This is a genomic window from Pricia antarctica, from assembly GCF_900101815.1.
GTDB lineage: Bacteria > Bacteroidota > Bacteroidia > Flavobacteriales > Flavobacteriaceae > Pricia > Pricia antarctica.
Genome location: NZ_FNAO01000007.1, coordinates 226,036 through 246,051 on the forward strand (window position 1 = coordinate 226,036; position 20,016 = coordinate 246,051).

The 20,016-nt window shown below is 41.5% G+C and carries 14 protein-coding genes; 7 read left to right on the forward strand and 7 right to left on the reverse strand.

The genetic code is table 11. The annotated features are described in order from the left end of the window. Positions 1-309 precede the first annotated feature (309 nt). The 7 genes from cysQ to BLT07_RS14775 all read left to right on the forward strand — a co-directional run bounded on the left by cysQ (position 310) and on the right by BLT07_RS14775 (position 7,350). Positions 310-1,116, forward strand: coding sequence for a 3'(2'),5'-bisphosphate nucleotidase CysQ (cysQ, locus tag BLT07_RS14740; RefSeq protein WP_091870469.1), 807 nt, complete (start codon positions 310-312; stop codon positions 1,114-1,116). Further along, entirely contained in the window at positions 1,116-1,532 is a 417-nt protein-coding gene (locus tag BLT07_RS14745) for a DUF2061 domain-containing protein (protein ID WP_091870473.1), read from the forward strand. The genes cysQ and BLT07_RS14745 overlap by 1 nt, the downstream gene beginning before the upstream one ends. After that, on the forward strand, positions 1,529-2,122 hold the full coding sequence (gene cysC, locus BLT07_RS14750) for an adenylyl-sulfate kinase (protein WP_091870478.1): 594 nt from the start codon (positions 1,529-1,531) through the stop codon (positions 2,120-2,122). The genes BLT07_RS14745 and cysC overlap by 4 nt, the downstream gene beginning before the upstream one ends. 1 nt (position 2,123) lies before the next feature. Continuing rightward, the gene (gene cysD, locus BLT07_RS14755; RefSeq protein ID WP_091870482.1) at positions 2,124-3,029 is read left to right on the forward strand and encodes a sulfate adenylyltransferase subunit CysD; all 906 of its coding nucleotides are present in this window, start codon (positions 2,124-2,126) and stop codon (positions 3,027-3,029) included. 22 nt (positions 3,030-3,051) lie between these two features. Further along, a complete protein-coding gene (locus tag BLT07_RS14760; RefSeq protein WP_091870486.1) occupies positions 3,052-4,308 on the forward strand; it encodes a sulfate adenylyltransferase subunit 1 in 1,257 nt (418 codons plus the stop codon). 157 nt (positions 4,309-4,465) lie between these two features. Continuing rightward, positions 4,466-5,800, forward strand: a complete 1,335-nt coding sequence (locus BLT07_RS14765; RefSeq protein ID WP_091870490.1) for an arylsulfotransferase family protein — start codon at positions 4,466-4,468, stop codon at positions 5,798-5,800. A gap of 524 nt (positions 5,801-6,324) precedes the next feature. Beyond that, positions 6,325-7,350, forward strand: coding sequence for a sulfotransferase domain-containing protein (locus tag BLT07_RS14775; RefSeq protein WP_091870498.1), 1,026 nt, complete (start codon positions 6,325-6,327; stop codon positions 7,348-7,350). 64 nt (positions 7,351-7,414) lie between these two features. Here the strand turns inward: BLT07_RS14775 and BLT07_RS14780 are convergent, their stop codons facing one another. The 7 genes from BLT07_RS14780 to BLT07_RS14810 form a co-directional block, all read right to left on the reverse strand. Further along, entirely contained in the window at positions 7,415-9,034 is a 1,620-nt protein-coding gene (locus BLT07_RS14780; protein WP_139205152.1) for an asparagine synthetase B family protein, read from the reverse strand. A 246-nt stretch (positions 9,035-9,280) separates the two neighbouring features. After that, on the reverse strand, positions 9,281-11,176 hold the full coding sequence (locus BLT07_RS14785) for a PKD domain-containing protein (protein WP_175455342.1): 1,896 nt from the start codon (positions 11,174-11,176) through the stop codon (positions 9,281-9,283). A gap of 173 nt (positions 11,177-11,349) precedes the next feature. After that, complete coding sequence (locus BLT07_RS14790) at positions 11,350-14,580, reverse strand: PKD domain-containing protein (RefSeq protein ID WP_091870513.1); 3,231 nt, start codon at positions 14,578-14,580, stop codon at positions 11,350-11,352. 413 nt (positions 14,581-14,993) lie between these two features. Further along, positions 14,994-16,274: a nucleotide sugar dehydrogenase gene (locus BLT07_RS14795; RefSeq protein WP_091870518.1), complete on the reverse strand. Its 1,281-nt coding sequence runs from the start codon at positions 16,272-16,274 to the stop codon at positions 14,994-14,996. A 67-nt stretch (positions 16,275-16,341) separates the two neighbouring features. Next, complete coding sequence (locus BLT07_RS14800) at positions 16,342-17,346, reverse strand: SDR family oxidoreductase (protein WP_091870521.1); 1,005 nt, start codon at positions 17,344-17,346, stop codon at positions 16,342-16,344. A 29-nt stretch (positions 17,347-17,375) separates the two neighbouring features. Further along, positions 17,376-18,395, reverse strand: coding sequence for an NAD-dependent epimerase (locus BLT07_RS14805; RefSeq protein ID WP_091870525.1), 1,020 nt, complete (start codon positions 18,393-18,395; stop codon positions 17,376-17,378). After that, entirely contained in the window at positions 18,392-19,789 is a 1,398-nt protein-coding gene (locus BLT07_RS14810; protein ID WP_091870530.1) for a nucleotide sugar dehydrogenase, read from the reverse strand. Before BLT07_RS14810 ends, BLT07_RS14805 begins: the two co-directional genes overlap by 4 nt. Between the last annotated feature and the right edge of the window lie 227 nt (positions 19,790-20,016).

Genomic DNA, 20,016 nt, shown 5'->3' on the forward strand with positions numbered 1-20,016 from the left:
GGATTATTGTTATACATTGGTACTTACTTTTTACAGAATTAAGTTTTAAAATCTTTTTTATAACGCTTGAATAAGAGTTTTAAACCGATTCAATGGTAAGGTTAGCTTAATATCATGGATTAAGTAAAACTTGCTTTACGATTCATGGTATTTGAAAAGAGCTTGGTTAAATTTACAAATTTACAAATGAAGACTGAAACTCACATTAATTCATCTTTTTCATCTTACTAATTGGTTCTTCATCGTAATAAAAGCTTTAAAATAGGAAAAATCCCTCTATTTTACGAGTTTTACGATATTTAAAAGCCTATGGGTATATCTGCTAAAATTTTGCGCATTGCGATTGATGCTTCAATCTTTGCTGGCAAAGTAATAATGGAAGTTTATGAGAAACCACATTATACTTCTGAATTAAAACAAGATCAATCGCCTTTGACAGAAGCGGACTTGGCCGCTAGTAAGGTTATCAACTTCAGTTTGGCAAATACAGGATATCCTATTATTAGCGAGGAGAATAAAAATAGTAACTATGACATTCGAAAAGATTGGAAATACTGTTGGATTGTTGATCCCCTCGATGGAACCAAGGAATTTATTAAGCGTAATGGCGAGTTCACGGTAAACATTGCCCTATGTAAAAATGGTATCCCTATCTTAGGGGTGATTTATGTTCCTTTTACACGCGAGTTGTTCTATGCTGATGTTCATAGGGAAGAGGCATTTAAAACAATTGTGGACAACGATTATAAATTGGCAGCCAAAGTTTTTGACGTCACTGATCGTATTTATCCTGCAAAACCAAACAAGAAATCGATACGTGTGGTTGGCAGTAGGTCCCATATGAACCAAATGACCTTGGATTATATCTCAGCCCTCGAAAAAGAATATGAAAATGTAGATATTGTTTCGAAGGGCAGTTCGTTAAAGTTCTGTTTGGTCGCTGAAGGCATAGCAGATGTTTACCCGAGGTTTGCTCCTACGATGGAATGGGATACGGCAGCCGGTCAAGCCATTTGTAGTGCGGTCGGTCTAAAAGTCAATGAACGTGATACGAAAAAGCCTTTGTTATATAATAAGGATGATTTGCTCAATCCTTTTTTCATAGTACACCATTAATGGAAAATATTTCCTTTAAAAGACATTTTGCTAAGACTGTTACATGGCGCCTTGTCGGTACATTGGACACCATTTTACTGTCTTGGGTCATCACCGGAAATCCATTTACAGGTCTTAAGATTGGAGCATCCGAGGTGATAACAAAAATGATACTTTATTATTTTCATGAAAGAATTTGGATACATCTTGGCGTACCGGATAGTCGGCGAAGACACATTCTAAAAACCATAACTTGGCGAATAATAGGTACTTTTGATACTATTCTCCTTTCATGGTTTATCACTGGAAGTGTACAAACAGGATTACAGATTGGTGGGGTAGAGGTGGTAACCAAAATGATTTTGTATTACTTCCACGAACGCGCTTGGTACCGAATCAATTTTGGATTAGAAAAGAGAAAAAGAGCTAGAAAATGAAAAAAAATATTGTAACCCAAAAATTTAAAATCGGAAGAGACCTCCGACAGAAGGCAAATGGGCATAATTCTTTTCTTGTGTTTTTTACCGGCTTGTCCGGATCGGGAAAATCGACTATCGCAAATGCTCTCGAACAAAAGCTGTACGATTTGGATATAAAGACCTATGTGCTTGACGGAGACAATGTACGGAAGGGCATTAACAAAAACCTTAGCTTTAGTGAGAAGGATCGATCGGAAAATATTAGAAGAATCGGTGAAATCTCTAAATTATTTGTAGATGCAGGTATCGTAGTTCTTGCCGCTTTTATCGCGCCCTATAAAAAAGATAGGGAATTTATAAAAAAAATAATGGGCAAGGACAACTATGTGGAAGTGTACGTAAATACAAGTTTGGAAGAGTGCGAGCGGCGCGATGTTAAAGGCCTTTATAAAATGGCAAGGAAAGGGGAAATCAAAAATATGACGGGTATTTCCGCTCCTTATGAAGAACCTAAATTTCCAACAATCGAACTAGACCAAAACCAATCTGTCGACGAAGCCGTGGCTCTTATATTCTCGGAAATTAAAAATAAACTAAGCCTAAAATGATATGAGTCAATATTTTTTGAATTATCTGGATGAGTTGGAGTCGGAAGCCATATATGTTTTACGTGAGGTACAGGCCCAATTCCAAAATCCGGTTATACTTTTTTCGGGAGGGAAAGATTCCATCGTAGTAACCCATTTGGCAAAAAAAGCCTTTTATCCCAGTCAGATTCCCTTTGCCTTTATGCACGTTGATACAGGTCATAATTTTCCCGAGACAATCAAATTTCGGGATGATTTAATAAAATCATTGGAGGCGCGTTTGATTGTCGGATCTGTGCAAACTGCGATTGACGAAGGGCGTGTCGTCGAAGAAAAAGGGAAGAGTGCTACACGAAATGCGCTGCAAATTACTACGTTACTTGACGCCATTGCAGATAATAAGGTGGATTGTGCCATAGGAGGTGGAAGAAGAGATGAGGAAAAAGCGAGGGCAAAAGAACGTTTTTTTTCCCATCGCGATGATTTCGGACAATGGGATCCCAAAAATCAGCGTCCCGAACTTTGGAATCTTTTTAACGGTAAATATTTTGAAGGTGAACATTTTAGGGTTTTTCCCATCAGCAATTGGACTGAAATGGATGTCTGGAATTATATTAAGAAAGAACAAATCGAAGTCCCTTCCTTGTATCTTGCCCACGATAGGGAAGTAGTTTGGAGAAACAATTCGTGGATTCCCAATTCTGAGTTCTTAGTGCTCGATGCGAAAGAAAAAGTTGAAATCAAAAAAGTAAGGTTCAGGACTTTGGGAGATATTACAATCACAGGAGGTATAGAATCTGAAGCAGATACCTTGGATAAAATCGTTACGGAAGTATCGGCCATGAAAATGACCGAGCGGGGAAATCGCAGTGACGATAAGCGTTCGGAAACTGCGATGGAAGACCGGAAAAAACAAGGATATTTTTAAACAAAATATTAGGCGTAATATTATGAAAATAGACAACAATCAATTATTAAGATTTACAACAGCGGGCAGTGTCGATGATGGCAAAAGTACTTTGATTGGAAGACTTTTATATGATTCTAAATCGATATTCGAAGATCAAATCGAAGCCATTGCGAACACAAGTAAAAAGAAGGGATTTGATGGTATAGACTTAGCACTGTTCACTGATGGTCTCCGAGATGAGCGCGAACAAGGAATCACGATTGATGTAGCTTATAGGTATTTTACCACCCCCAAACGAAAATTTATTATCGCCGATACGCCAGGCCACATTCAATATACCCGAAATATGGTGACGGGGGCCTCAACGGCCAATGTAGCAATTATTCTAATAGATGCAAGGCATGGAGTGATAGAACAGACCAAAAGACATGCATTCATTGCTTCTTTGCTACACATACCACATGTGATTGTATGTATCAATAAAATGGATTTGGTAGGTTATAAAGAAGAGAACTTCAACAAAATCACCAAAGAATTTGAAGAATTTTCTTCGAAAATGCTTACAAAAGACTTTCGCTTTATTCCTATAAGTGCATTACATGGTGATAATGTGGTCAACCGTTCTGAAAATATGCCATGGTATTTAGGGGCACCCCTTTTGCACACTTTAGAAACCCTACACATAAGCAGCGATATCAATAAGGTAGATGCCAGATTTCCGGTACAAACGGTGTTGCGGCCTCAGCGAGAGGGCTTTTATGACTATCGTGCCTATGCAGGGAGATTGGCTAGTGGCATTCTTCGCATAGGGGATAAAGTCACCATTATGCCTTCTGGCTTTACGTCTACCATCAAAGGTATCGAAGGGCCATCTGGGAAGCTCGAAGAAGCCATTGCGCCCCTGTCAATCTCAATTGAGCTTACCGATGACATTGACGTGAGTCGAGGAGATATGATAGTACGGTCCAACAATATGCCAGAGGCAGCACAAGACATAGAGGTTATGCTTTGTTGGCTAGGTGATGCTGATGCCAGACCAAGGGCCAAGTATACGATAATGCATACCTCAAATGAACAGAAAGCTATGATTAAGGAGGTGGTTTACAAAATCGATATCAACACGCTCGGTCGAAAAAGTGATGAAAAAGAATTACAGATGAATGATATCTGTAAGGTGAAAATTAGAACGACTAAGCCACTAATGATTGATTCTTACCGAGAAAACCGAAATACAGGTAGTATCATCCTTATCGATGATTCCACCAATGAAACTGTTGCTGCCGGTATGATCGTATAAACAACTTTGTACAACCAAAAGGTGAAATAAAAGCGGATAACTGACATATTCTTAGGTTGACTTTAATTTGAGATTTACAACAACGAGAAATTTGAAGTTATAACGAATTAAAAACTTAAAATACGGATATTCTTCATTTTCTTACTTTCTTTGTTATATGAAAAAATTACGATTTGCATTTATTCTTATTGCCGGCTTATTTTTCTTTACCATAATTATAGCCTCAAGTGTACGTAACATATATTTAAGTAGCGATGCAGGTAAGGGTCGGCTTGGTTTTATGGCGAATCCCATAAAATTTTTGGCGGAAACTCCCTCCTTGATGAAACAAATTGTAGCACCTCCGGAGTTTTTATTTAAAAACTCAAAATCAAAGGACGGCTTTACCTATTTCGATGAAAAAACATCCCATTCATATCCAAGTTTGTTGGTGGGGTATAAGACTGAAAAATACGGATCTAAATTTGACCTATTGGACATTAACACTGGCAAGGTGCTTAAAAATTGGTCGCCTGATAATGAAACCCTGTTTCAACAGGCGTTTAATGATGATAACCCGAGAAAACCTCCTTCCGAGCAGAGTGATCTCTATTATTTGCATCCCTTGATGTTAAAAGACAGTTCGCTCCTCATTACTGCCCAATTGACCAGTTTACTAGCTAAAATCGATGTGAATAATAAGGTGTTATGGTTAAAAAATGATAGAACCTATCATCATTCCCTCGAATTAGATGAGGATGGTAATGTATTTTCGTGTACAAGGCCCTTTGAATCAGCCCAATATGACTTCTTGCCAACTGATTATGATTTATACAAAAACACTCTTGTAGATGATCATATAACTCAATTGAACCCTGATACAGGAGATATTCTTTTTGATAAATCGGTTATCGCCGTGCTACTAGAGAATGGATATGAAAAAGTATTATTAGGCAAAGGGCAGATTACAAGTGATCTCACCCATTTAAACGATATTCAACCCGCCTTATCATCTTCAGAGTATTGGCAAAAAGGTGATCTTTTAATCTCCTGTAGAAATTTGAGCACCGTATTCCTATATAGGCCTAGCACAAATAAAATTCTTTGGTTAAAAACGTCGCCATGGTATAATCAACATGACGTTGACTTCTATGAGCAAGATAAAATCGTTGTTTTTGGAAATGATGATATCAGGGAAGAGAGCAAAGAAATTGCAAGTGTCGGGAATCAAAATTTGTTCTTTAGCAATAAAAGGAGTCATAACGAAGTTTATGTATATAATTTTGTAACGGATTCTATATCCACTCCTTTTACCCAATTATTAAAGGAGGAAGAAATATCCACATTAACTTCTGGGAGATGTGATATTTTATCCAACGGGGATATTTTTGTAGAAGATACAAATCATGGCAGAATTATTATCGGGGATTCAATCGCAAAAAAAATTGAGTATGTAAAACGGCATGATAAAGACAATATTTCCAGTCTTTATTGGAGTCGAATAGTTAATTAAAATCAAAATAGTATGTTTTTATATTTAGGGCCTGGGCTCGGAGGCGGTATAGTAGCCGTAATCACTGGAATATTTTTAACGTTTTTTGGATTTTTGGTAGCTGTATTTTGGCTACCCTTAAAGCGGTTTATCAATTTTCTCAAAAATAAATTTAATAAAGGATAGTTTGATTTATCTACTGCTAATTATTTTAACGGTTTTATCCTGTATTCTTTTTGAATATTCGAAAGTGCCAAATACCTTAAAAGCATTAAAGGCAGCATATGCACTTCAATTTAAGGTAATGTCTGACAAATCGATATTCGACGAGGTAAAACAAAAAATGTTGCTAAGTCAAATCTCCAAACAGTTAGTACTGTTGGCAAAGCTTATTTTTGGAATTTTCTTGTTTGTGGCTCCTTTTTTATGCCTTTTTATCTTACAGCGATTTTGGCCGTCATTAAACACCGATATTTTAACGACCTGGTATGGTATTTTAATTCCTGTAGTTACGGCAGCACTCTATATCCTCCTTAAACGCAATTATGGCAAGCTATTCGACAAGCGATAAATTTTTACATAAATTTTATCTGTCAAACTATGGTATTTCCAAGGCAACCCTGGAAATGGAGGAAATTTTACATGGAGCCAAGGCAAAACAACTACAAATTAGACAGTATGTGTTTGTGTCAGGCCTGGCGCGATCGGGAACTACAGCGGTTATGAACAAAATATTCGGTACAAGCGAATATGCTTCCCTTCAATATTCCAACATGCCCTTTCTACTTAGCCCTAACCTCTGGAAGCGGAAATCGAAAATAGAATCCCATGAAAGGGCCCATAACGATGGAATTATCATTGATGGGAATTCCCCGGAAGAATTTGATGAATATTTCTGGAAGGCATTTCTAAAGGATTCCTACATTAAAAAAGAGGGGTTAGAACCGCATGAAGTAGAGGATGACGTATTAGATAAATATTTGACCTATGTCTCTTTAATCTGTTTAGCCAAAGGAAAGGAAAAGTACATCTCTAAAAACAATAATAATGTTTTACGATTATCTGCATTAAAAAAGATTGAGCACCATAAGACTATCATCTTGTTCCGTGATCCTTTAACTCATGCGGCTTCATTGATGAAATTGGATAAAAGTTTTTCGAAAAATCAAGAGGAAGACCCCTTTGCCCTGGACTACTTTAATTATTTGGGACATCATGAATTTGGTCTTAACCATAAACCCTTTTTGTTGACACGTGAGTTTGCTAAGTACAGGCAACAATTTGCGAAGGATAGCATCAACTATTGGTTGGCCATCTGGTTGAACTATTATAGCTATATTCTTGCTCAGCCAAATGCAGCTTTACTTTTAGTAAGTTTTGAAGACCTCATTCAATCTCCAGATGTGGTCTATAATTATATTTTTGATGCCCTTGATATTAAAAATGAATTAGTTCAGAGTAAGAAGCACCGGCCCTCTACCTATCCCACTTTAGATTGTGATAAAGGCTTGCTTATCAAATGCCAAGACGTTTATAAACAACTTTCAACTTTGAGAAAATATCAGGTTTAAACCTTCTTAAAATGTCCTAAAGGTTCACCTGGTTTTTTAATGGTATACGATAAACCGATTGGTTTTACTTTGATAAAAGTCGGTGCATATATATAATTACATATACCCTGAACATTAAAATATTGGGGTCGACGGCCAATTTTCTATTGGAAGCGATTCTATTCTTAATCCATTGCGGGGCAAATTTTATAAAAAGTAGTTTCAATTTATCTCTTAAAGACGGTTTGTGGGTATCCCCTTGTGAAATTAAGGCATTCTTTGCCACCATTTCCAGAAACTCGGCCGAAAACAAGGAAATGGCATGCGGTGATTTCATTTCCTTTCTAAGCAAATCGACCATATCATTTGAATTCAAAATGTTCTTTGGCGCAGAGGTCGCACTGCTGGTAGCATATTCGAGCCTTGGTCTAAAATCGTGCACTATTTTTTTGAACAGCAGCTTTTCGGTACGCATCCAATCAGGTAAGGTTCGGACCGCACGTATGATGTTATCGGACAATAGCGGGGTCGATTGTTCCACATAGCCCAATTTCAAATCGGATAGCGCGCTTAGCACGGTCGGTATGCGATACTGATGATAAAGCCGGTCTCGCCATGTGTTCATACTTTCAGAATCCTGCTGCAACATATATTTGGGATATTCTTGTTCCGGAATACCATACTTCCTATAATCCATAAGGTTCGAATAGTCCGTACACAGCGCGCAACCCAAATGGTACCTTACCCGTAATGAGGAGGCCGCTGTTACCCAGCCAAATCCTTCATCCCCCCGAATGATGCCCTCGACCCCATCTTCGAACAGGGTTTTCCAAATGGTAAAACCATCGGCATATCCTGAAATATGATCGATTCTACCTTCACCGTTTTCAATGAATCTTTTAAGAATTACTTCGGGCGTTTCGTTCGAGATATCGGTAGGGTAATATTTATGTTGGATACCAGTTGCTTGGGCCACTCTATATGCCACATATGCGTCGTTTCCTTTTTCATGTAGAGAATCTGCCAGTCCCCAGGTTATCGAACGAATATTGCCGGGATTTTGTACTGTATTTTTGATAAGGTATAAAATGGCCCTACAATCATGCCCGCCCGAAAGGGGTAGAATCCATTTGTGAAAATCAAACGAAACGTTCTTAAATGTCGAGTTTATGGCATTGAGCAACACTTCTTTGTGTTCTTTAAAACTTCTTTTACTTTTTGGAAAAGATATTTCATTTGCCTTTTCCTCTAGCTCCCAAGAATTTTTATCTAATAGCAGAGATGAGCTGGCTTTCAATTTACGTAATCTTTTATCCCAAGAAAAATCAGGCCCTAGCGAGCCTGTCGAGAGCATCCATGGAATTACTTTATCGTTAAATTCAAAAGTGTCTAAAAATAGTACAATGGCTCGCTGCGAGGTGGAAACTATGAAAATATCTTTATTACTATAATACCAAAGCGTCCTAGAACCCACACTATCGGAAACAATTTCCGTCATTTCATTATTGCTGCGGATAAGGGCGTAACTGCCATCTTCGATATTGTTGAGCGGGGTGCTCCATTCATTGCGACATACACATTGCCCCAATAAGATACTTTCATTTTTTGTGATTACGGTCTCTACCGGATTTACGATAGCATACAGAGTTCGGTTTCGTTGATATATTTTAGGATGGTTGGCAACAATGTTATCAGGCTCCAACATTTTGCTAATTTGATAGAGCTTGTCATAAGCCTTTTTTTCTATTTTTGTTCGAAAATTTATGTAAATTATTTTTGACACGATTCAATTATTGTTTTCTTTCAATCGAAACATCATAATCCAAAATAGTTAATAGACGTTTTCAATAGGTAAATGTATAAAAAAAGGGTCAGACCCTTTATAAGGTCTGACCCAATATTAATTATCGACATAGGTGTTTCTTATATTAAGATTATCATTGTCGTCAAATTAGATATGTTTATAATTGATGGAGACATTGACATTTTTACTGGTTTGGTAGCCACCTTTGTAATATAGCGGGTTGTCGCCTGGTTCCTTGACGGTAAAGCTGCCCTTAACATTCTTTACATCGAAGTTGCCACTTTTACTGGGTGCCTGTATCTTCATAAAGGGAATGTCCCTATTGTACTGGATATAAAAATTATCGAATTCAATACCGCCTAAGGTGTTGCGACTGGAATTGGCCTCCATTCTAATTGGGGATATTGAATTGCTAGTAACTACGTTTCTTGCCTCACAATCCTTGAACACAGCTTTGAAACCGTTTGCCGATTTGCGCGTGAAAACGATCCCCCCGCGGCTGCCATTGAATTTGACGCGTTCAAAGCGGATTTCGCCACCTACCACGCTGGTACCGTTTCCACCGCCTACCTCGACTTCCGTAGGGAAGAATCCGCTGGGCGGCGATATCGCGTTGTTGCTGAACTCGGAGTCGACGACCTTGATCGACACGGACCGTGAGCCACCGTTCATTTTGTTAGTTGAAAAATGGATTCCCGCACTTTCGTTGTCGGCGAACTTGCAGTTGGTGAAATTAATGTTGACCAACCTTTCGTTGGCGGTGTCCGACTCCAGCACTACACCCGCTTCCGGTCTTGTACCGCTAGATCCCGAGAATTCCGAATTCCGGACCCAGACATCCTGTGCGCTGGTTATGGTGATTCCGTCCCTACGATTGTTCAGGCTCCTGATGTTTTCCAAGATGATGTTTTGGCAGTAGCCGGAATTGGTGTCTCCCATTAGCTTAATACCGGCACCGCCACTGTCCCTTATGGTCAGCCCACGGACGGTGATACCGTTGCACATATCCATTTCGAAGGCATGGCGTTGTTCGCCACTGGTATACTCGTTCTTGTTCATCTTGAAGGTGGCCCCGGTACCCTCGATGGTGACGTTCCTTGCACCGGACAACTTGAACAGTCTCGCGCCTTCTTTAAACGCCCCCGACTTGGCCCGCAGGGTCACCCCGGGTTCGAAGACGATAGTCATGTTGCTAAGGTTGAAGAACCTTGTCGGCCGAATTACCCAATCGCTACTCTGCTTGTCGATCACCACGTAAGATTTTCCAGAGTTGATGGCGGCCTCGAAAGCGGCCGTGGCATCTCCGGACTTGAAACCAAAAGAGGAGGCCATAACGGCGTTCGATGGGTAATTGCCAGAAGTACGTGCAGTGCTGCTAGTACTCCCACTACTGCCACTTCCGCTGCTACTGGCACTTGTACTGCCCCCGCTACTGCTTCCTGTATTGGTAGTAGAAGTTCCTGTTATTTTTATGTTGCGCGTAGTTGAATGGGTCTCTCCCGCTGCATTTTTTACCGAAAGCTCCACGACAAAATCGCCAGTCTTAGTGAACGTATGGGTCGGATTTTTCTTAGTTGTAGTCGAACCATCATTAAAGTTCCAAAAATAACCCTTTATATCTTTCTGGTTTACGGAATTCCAAGCTTTAAAATCTATCGTTGCTGGCGCTTTTGCGCTGGTAGGAATCGATCCTGAGATGACAGCTGCAACATTGATCTTGGATGAGCCAGATGACGATGACGAACCAGTAATGGTAATCTTGCGTGTGGTGGAGTGGGTCTGGCCCGCTGCATTTTTGACCGTGAGTTGCACGGCATATTCACCGGCCTTTTTAAAGGTATGGGATGCATTTATCGTATTTGCTGTAGAACCGTCCTTAAAGTCCCAAAAATAGCTTTTGATCTGTCCCTGGTTTATGCTTCCATAACCTTTAAACGCTATAGTGGCGGGCGCCTTGGCGCTGGTAGGAATCGATCCTTCGATAACCGCTGCCACATTGATTTTGGATGTGGTTCCAGCAACCGCATTAGTTTTTTTGAGCATAGCGCTCGTTTCAATGGCATCATATGATTCCTCGTCGTCTTTACTACAGCCAAGAATAACTGTAAGGCCGAATAAAATAAAACAAAAGATTCTTAAGACAATTTTAGTAGGTAAAAAGTTCATAGTTATAATAATTAGGGTTTAAAAATTAGGTTCACTTTAATTTAGGGGCATTAATTATGATTGTAATCGATAGTAACATTCTGGTTCTGTGAAGGACTGTAGCCTCCTTTATAAGCTAGGGGGTTGTCGTTAGGTTCCTTGATATTGAAGCTTCCCTTTACATCCTTTACATTGAAGCTGCCTCCTTTGCTTGGGGCCTGTATCTGCATAAAGGGCACGTCCCTGTTGTACTGGATATAAAAATTATCGAATTCGATACCGCCCAGGGTGTTGCGATCGATATGGGCCTCCATCCTTATCGGCGACACCGCATTGGAAGTCACGACATTCCTTGCCTCACAATCCTTGAATACCGCTTTGAAACCGTTTGCCGATTTGCGCGTGAAAACAATCCCCCCGCGGCTGCCATTGAATTTGACGCGTTCGAAGCGAATTTCGCCGCCCACCACGTTGGTACCGCTACCACCGCCGACCTCGACCTCCGTAGGCAGGAACCCACTCGGCGGAGATATCGCGTTGTTGCTGAACTCTGAGTCGACGACCTTAATGGACACGGACCGTGAGCCACCATTCATTTTGTTAGTTGAAAAATGGATTCCCGCACTTTCGTTGTCGGCGAACTTGCAGTTGGTGAAATTAATGTTGACCAACTTTTCGTTGGCGGTGTCCGACTCCAGCACTACACCCGCTTCCGGTCTTGTACCGCTAGATCCCGAGAATTCCGAATTCCGGACCCAGACATCCTGTGCGCTGGTTATGGTGATTCCGTCCCTACGATTGTTCAGGCTCCTGATGTTTTCCAAGATGATGTTTTGGCAGTAGCCGGAATTGGTGTCTCCCATTAGCTTAATACCGGCACCGCCACTGTCCCTTATGGTCAGCCCACGGACGGTGATACCGTTGCACATATCCATTTCGAAGGCATGGCGTTGTTCGCCACTGGTATACTCGTTCTTGTTCATCTTGAAGGTGGCCCCGGTACCCTCGATGGTGACGTTCCTTGCACCGGACAACTTGAACAGTCTCGCGCCTTCTTTAAACGCCCCGGATTTGGCCCGAAGGGTTACCCCGGGTTCGAAGACGATAGTCATGTTCTGCAGGTCGAAGAACCGCGTTGGCCGAATTATCCAGTCGCTGCTCTGCTTGTCGATCACGACATAGGAACTGCCAGAATTGATGGCGGCCTCAAAGGCGGCCGTAGCATCGCCGGACTTGAAACCGAAGGAGGAGGCGAGCACGGCGCCTGAGGGATAGTTACCGGCGCTTTCGCTGGTGCTTCCACCGCTAGTGCTTCCACTTCCGCTGCTGCTTCCTCCGCCACCACTACCACTGGTATCATTTCCACCGTCGTTGGTGTCACCGCCACCAGTATCCACCGGTCGCTGATTGACCGTTACTTTAACAGTTGTGGCATCCGTTAGCCCTTCGGCATCTTTTACCGAGAGTTCTACGTCATATTCACCAGGTTCGGAGAAAGTGTGTGATGGATTTTTATTTGTAGTGGTCGAACCATCCTTAAAATCCCAAAAATAGCTCGTAATTTCAGTATCGTCATTTGAGTCACTAGATTTGAACTGAACCTCTAGGGGTGCGTCACCAGTCAGCGGAGAACCAGAGGCAACGGCTTTTGGCGCCTTATTTTCTTTTTCACTGACTTTAATGGTCACAGTTTCTGTATCCGTAAGTCCCTCATCGTCGGTTACCGATAGTTCGACCTCATAGGTACCGGCCTTCGAAAAGCTATGTGATGGGTTTGCATTTGTAGTTGTTGAACCATCTTTAAAATCCCAAAAGTACTTTTCTATTTTAGTATCGTCGTTGGAATTGCTGCCCTTAAACTGCACCGCTAAAGTAGCTTCGCCTGCTGTAGGGTTTGCCGAGACAAGGGCGTTAGGTTCCTTGTTTTCCTCTTTTTCGTTTATGGTAATGGTAACCGTATCGGTATGGGATGCGCCTTGATTATCGGTAATGGTAAGTCGTACTTGCAAGGTGCCGGTCTTTTCAAAGGTATGGGTAGGGTTCGCTTCGGTAGAGGTCGATCCGTCACGGAAATCCCAAACGTAGTTTTTGATACCAAGATCGTCGCTTGAATTATTGCCTTTAAAGCTTACTTTTAAGGGCGCATCGCCGTTAGTGGGGCTGGCTTCGGCTACTGCAATGGGCGATTCGTTTATTGGAGCATCCGGTTCACTGTTGATTTCTTCATTAGTAGATTCTTCTACGGTAATTCCCTGATCTTTTGTTTCCTCGTCGACCTTGATATCTTCTTCAGTTGTTTTCTCCTTGGTAATTGTTTGATCGGTTATTTCCTCTTTCGTTGCTTCTTCTACTTTGGATTCCTCTTCTTGGGCTTTCTCTTCTGTCTCCTCTGTAGTGTCTTGTTCTGTGGGTGCTTCTTCGAATGCGGTCTCCTCGGTAGCTACCACTTCACTGTTTGCCTCCGCTAAATTCGTAGATTCCTCTTTTTCTGCGCTTTCTTCCGCAATATCTTCTGAGGGCGTTTTGATATCCTCGGTAGCTATATCGGCTTGAAGTTCCTTTTCTACTTCTTCGTCAATAATAATAGCTTCGGCATCTTGAGGTGCGCTATAAGTTACCATTAGAGCTGGTCCTTTTCCGTTGGGATTTTCTTTAGAGGCAAACGCAAGGTCGTTGCCTTGCTCATGGGTCAGTATCAAGGTTAGGATTTCATTGCGAACAAAAGCGGTATCAATAGCGACCTCTTGGGTTTGACCAACTTCGTATTGGGCGGCCAGTTTGCCGACTAAAACTTCGGTCTCAGGGGCTGTCTTGGCGGTTAGTTTATCTTCGGACCAATCGTTCGAAATAGCTTTGTAGACCGAAACGGTCCCATTACCTTCGTCACTATCTACTGTAAATTCAAGGTTGGTAGTGTTCACCGTACCACCGATGGAATCTATGGGACTGAGATCGAACATAAGGTAGCTAGTTCTCCGACCTTCTTCAAGACGTACTGTGTTTTCGTTGAACCCGACGTCCCCTTGTAGGTGGGCATCATTGATTGCCGGAAAAACGGTAGTACGGGTCTCGTAAACTTTCTCGACCAAAACGTCCAAGGCCTCTTCATCTTTAACGATTTCCTCCGTTGTCACATCCGGTTTCTCTTCTTCTTTAACAAGTTCTTTGACTGTAGTCTCCGATTCGTCCAACACCGTCTTTTCGAACTCATCATTATCCTTGCTACAGGATAGAATGATTATAAAAGCGAAAAAAGTAAAGCATAGAAATCGGGGAGCAATAGGGGTGGGGTAAAATTTCATAAGTGGGTCAATATATTATACTGGACAAAAACTTTAAACGTTTCGGGGACTTTTTTAATCGGTCAAATGCAATTTTAATCGGTGAACTACCGCCTTTGGAAGTGCAAAAGTAAAAAGATGATTTACTTTAACAACACCTTTAACGTTTTCTTTTTCAAAAAGTTGTACGATGAAATGCAAATAAAATCGTTGAACTACCTAATCTGTTACGAGAAGAGTGCTTCTAAAAGATTAGGTGCAATGGTTATTTAACTAAAAATTAACAAAAAAGTCGATAAACTACCTAATTTGTTGGGAAGAATAGCAAAACGTATGTTCTTTTAGTAGTGAGGGTGTAAACAAAAAAAGCCGGACTATAAAAGTCCGGCTACGGGAATTATCAAAAAATAGTGCCAAAGGCACTATTAAATGCGCTATAGTTTTCCTTCTACTTTACACTTCAGAACACCTTTTACATCATAAAGCACGCCTTCTTCTTTTAGCAAACTTCTCAAATCTATTTTCAAGAATTGGTTATGTGAAACGGCAAGCACGATTGCGGCGTATTTTTTATTAGGCAGGGTTTTTACAATCTCCAGACCGAACTCTTTTTTCACTTCCTCTTGAGAAGCCCAGGGGTCGAATACAGTTAATTGAGCTCCGTAGGCCTTTAAGTTATTTATAACATCGATAGCTTTTGTATTTCGGACGTCTGGACAATTCTCTTTAAACGTTATGCCCAAAACAAGTATATCTGCCGCCTTGATTTTCATATCACGCTGGACCATCAATTTAATAATTTCTGACGCCACATATTTGCCCATACCGTCGTTCATACGGCGGCCTGCCAGTATAATTTCGGGATGATACCCATAGGCTTGCGCCTTCTGAGCCAAATAGTAGGGGTCTACACCGATACAATGGCCACCGACCAAGCCTGGCTTGAACGGAAGGAAATTCCATTTCGTTCCCGCAGCCTCCAATACTGCACTGGTGTCGATGGACATCAGATTAAAAATTTTGGCCAATTCGTTAACAAAGGCAATATTAATGTCTCGTTGGGAATTTTCTATGACTTTGGCCGCCTCGGCCACCTTGATTGAGGGTGCCAAATGTGTGCCTGCGGTGATGACCGAAGCGTACAGCTGGTCGACCTTTTGGCCGATTTCAGGCGTTGAGCCTGAAGTGACCTTAAGAATTTTTTCTACCGTATGCTCCTTGTCACCCGGATTGATTCGCTCCGGAGAGTATCCTACAAAAAAGTCGGTGTTGAACTCTAGGCCGCTTACCTTTTCAAGAACGGGCACACATTCTTCTTCGGTAACCCCAGGGTACACCGTGGATTCATAAATTACAACGTCTCCTTTTTTCAAGACTTTACCCACCGTTTCACTCGACTTGTAAAGGGGGGTCAATATGGGCCTGTTTGTACTATCAACCGGTGTCGGTACGGTTACGATAAAATAGGTGCAATCGGAAATATCTTCCAATTGATCAGAGCAATATAGGCCCGTTTCCATTTTTGGGGTTTCCGAAAGTACTTTTTTCAATATATCTTCTTCTACTTCTAAAGTGCTATCCGTACCGGATTTCAATTCTGTGATGCGCCGCTCATTAATATCGAAGCCTACTACGGGATATTTTGTGGCGAACAAACGTGCCAATGGTAGACCTACATATCCAAGGCCAATTACAGCTATTTTAATTGTGTTCATAATTCTTGCTTAACTATAAATTTCAATGGTACCCTATTACTTCTTAATCTAGTTTTTAATCTCAAAGCTATCCTCGCTCCAAATTCTCCCAATACCAAGCAACTGCTTCTTTTAATCCGCTATTAATATCATATTCGGGAGAATAACCTAAGAGATTTCTCGCTTTGTCAATAGACGCCAACGAGTGTGGGACATCTCCAACGCGTTCAGGACCATAGATGGCTTTTAAACCTTTAATATCAGCATCGAATTCCGATAAATATTTGGTTAACAATGTTATCAGTTCGTTCAAGGTAGTACGTTCTCCATAAGCTACGTTATAAACGGTATTCACCGACTCAGGGCTTGAAGCCATTAGAGACTTGATATTGGCTTCGATGACGTTATCGATGTATGTAAAATCGCGGGAAAAACTTCCATCCCCATTAATAGTAGGGGATTCATGGTTTACCAATTGAATTACGAATTTGGGAATAACGGCCGCGTAGGCACCATTGGGATCTTGATGCCTTCCAAAGACGTTAAAGTACCTCAATCCGATGGTTTCCAGCCCGTATGTTTTGGCAAATACATCTGCATACAATTCATTGACATATTTGGTGATTGCGTAAGGAGAGAGTGGTTTGCCGATAATACCTTCCACCTTTGGCATAGATATGGAATCACCGTATGTGGATGAGCTTGCCGCGTAAACAAAGCGCTTGACCTCGGCATCGCGAGCCGAAACCAACATATTCAAAAATCCTGTAACATTGACGTCGTTACTGGTAATCGGGTCTTTGATTGAACGGGGCACGGATCCTAAGGCTGCTTGGTGCAGAACATAATCAGCACCTTCGCAGGCTTCTTTACAGATAGAGATGTCTCTAATGTCACCTTCGATAAATGTAAAATTCCCATAGTCAAGTAATGGCTCTATATTGCTTTTTTTTCCTGTGGCGAAATTATCGAGACAACGTACTTTATTCCCATTATCCAATAACCATTGGCAAAGGTTCGAGCCTATAAAGCCGGCACCGCCAGTTACAAGAACTTCTTCTTCAGAGGAAAAATTTAAGTTTTTAAGGGGCATAATTATTATTTTCTATAGTTTGACTACTTTTAGTTGATCTTAAAATACGCCTTATACCACTCCACAAAATTCTTGATTCCCTCGCTGACCTTGGTATCAGGCCGGTAATCATAATCCGCAATCAGATCATCGACATTCGCCCAGGTACGTTCAACATCACCAGGCTGCATGGGTAACATTTCTTTTTCCGCTTTTTTTCCAATATGATGTTCTATGGCCTCTATAAATTCGGAAAGGGGAACAGCATTATTGTTACCAATATTATAAATCCGGTAGCGCTTTCGATTTGTAACAGGCTTTTCCAAAATACGGGCGACGCCTTCTACGATGTCATCCACATATGTGAAGTCCCGTTCCATGTTGCCGTGGTTAAATACTTTAATAGGACGGTCATTTACAATCGCGTCGGTAAATAGAAAAACGGCCATATCGGGTCGGCCCCAAGGGCCATAGACGGTAAAAAACCGAAGCCCGGTTGTAGGGATATCAAAAAGATGGCTATAGGTGTGCGCCATCAGTTCGTTACTTTTCTTACTGGCGGCATACAAACTAATAGGATGATCTACATTGTCTTCGGTCGAAAACGGAATTTTCTCGTTTAGCCCGTAGACACTCGAACTGCTAGCGTAAACCAAGTGTTTGATCTTAAAATTACGGCAACATTCCAAGAGGTTCAGGAAACCGACAATATTACTGTCGATGTAGGTTTCGGGATTTTCAATGCTGTATCGAACCCCGGCTTGCGCCGCTAAATTGCATACCACCTCAATATTTTGTTGTTCGAATAAACGCGGCAACGCCTGACGGTCTTGAAGATTCATCCGTACGAAGGAAAAAGTATCGCCATGCTTGGCACCCGAACAGGTTTCGTCAAAAATTTCGGCGTCCTTTCGGGCAATCCCCAACTGCTTTAAACGGTCGAATTTAAGGTCAACGCTGTAATAGTCGTTTAAATTATCTAGCCCTAAGACCTCGAACCCTCTTTTTATAAGGGCTTCACATAAATGATATCCTATAAATCCGGCTGCCCCGGTTACCAATATTTTCACGATTGTCCGATTTTATAATATTGAAATCCTTTCTTTTCCATAGCTTCCTTGGATAGCATACGTCTACCATCGAACAAAAAGGCCGGTTTTAGCATTTTTTCGTAAACGGTATCCCAATTGTAGGTCTTGAATTCGTCCCATTCGGTCAAGAGGGCTATGGCGTGGGCTTCTTCTGCAGCTTGCATAGGTTCTTTGACTACTTTCAACAGCCGTCGGTTCTCTTCAGGTGACCTTGTTTCAAGATAATCCAGGTCGGCATAGATACGTTCTTCCGAAACTTTTGGATCATAAACGGTAATTTCGGCCCGTTCTTCCAACAAGGCATCGGCTACATAAATAGCGGCCGATTCTCGGGTATCGTTGGTATCCTTTTTAAAGGCCCATCCGTAGAAAGCGATTTTCTTGCCCGATACTGTATTGTACAAGGTTGAGATAATATGATCGGCAAAGCGCTTTTTTTGATAGTCGTTCATGATGATGACCTGCTCCCAATAATCCGCCACTTCGGGAAGGCCAAAACTTCGGGCGATATAGACGAGGTTGAGGATATCCTTTTGGAAACACGAACCCCCAAAACCTACCGAGGCGTTCAGGAATTTCGACCCTATCCGGCTATCGGTACCGATGGCGCGGGAAACTTCCGCAATATTGGCATCCGTTCGTTCACAGAGGGCGGAAATGGCGTTAATGGAAGATACACGCTGTGCTAAAAAGGCATTGGCGACCAATTTTGAAAGCTCCGAAGACCATACGTTGGTCTGTAGAATACGTTCTTTCGGGAGCCAGTGGGCGTAAATGGAACTTAAGGTATCTTTGGCCGCTTTTCCCGATGGGGTATCATCACCACCGATAAGCACCCGGTCAGCGTTTAAAAGGTCATCGACGGCGGTACCTTCGGCCAAAAATTCGGGATTGGACAAAATTTCAAAATTCACCTGGTTCCCCGTATTCTCGAGTATACTTTTTATCGCACTGGCGGTTCGAACGGGGAGCGTTGATTTTTCTACTACAATTTTATCGGTTGTAGCTACTTTAGCAATGTTTCGTGCGCAAAGCTCTACAAATTTAAGATCGGCCGCTTGGCCCTTGCCCTTTCCATAGGTTTTGGTCGGGGTGTTGACGGATATAAATATGATTTCCGCTTCATCGATGGCTTTGTCCACTTCCGTCGAGAAAAATAGGTTTTTACCGCGGTTGGCCCCCACGATTTCTTTTAGGCCGGGCTCATAGATGGGCAGTTTGTCCAGGTCCTCGTCGTTCCAACGGTCGATACGTTCTTGATTGATGTCGACAACGGTAACTTGTATCTCGGGACATTGGTTCGCGATTACCGACATAGTGGGGCCACCGACGTAACCGGCACCGATACAACAGATTTTACTGACTTTTTTCACGGAAATAAGTGTTAGTTATCAAATTTTTTTAAAAATGCAAAGATTGCTAAATAACTTAGTATAATGGCAGGTTTGTCGTTAAAAAGATGGATTTAGGGTTGATAGGTATCAAATATTGCCTTACATGCACTTTATCTTGGTTCTTACACCTTATATAGAATTTTGAAGGTTGCCGCAGTACATTTCCGATGTTTGTTTCTATCTTCGCTGAAACAATCAAACCAAAA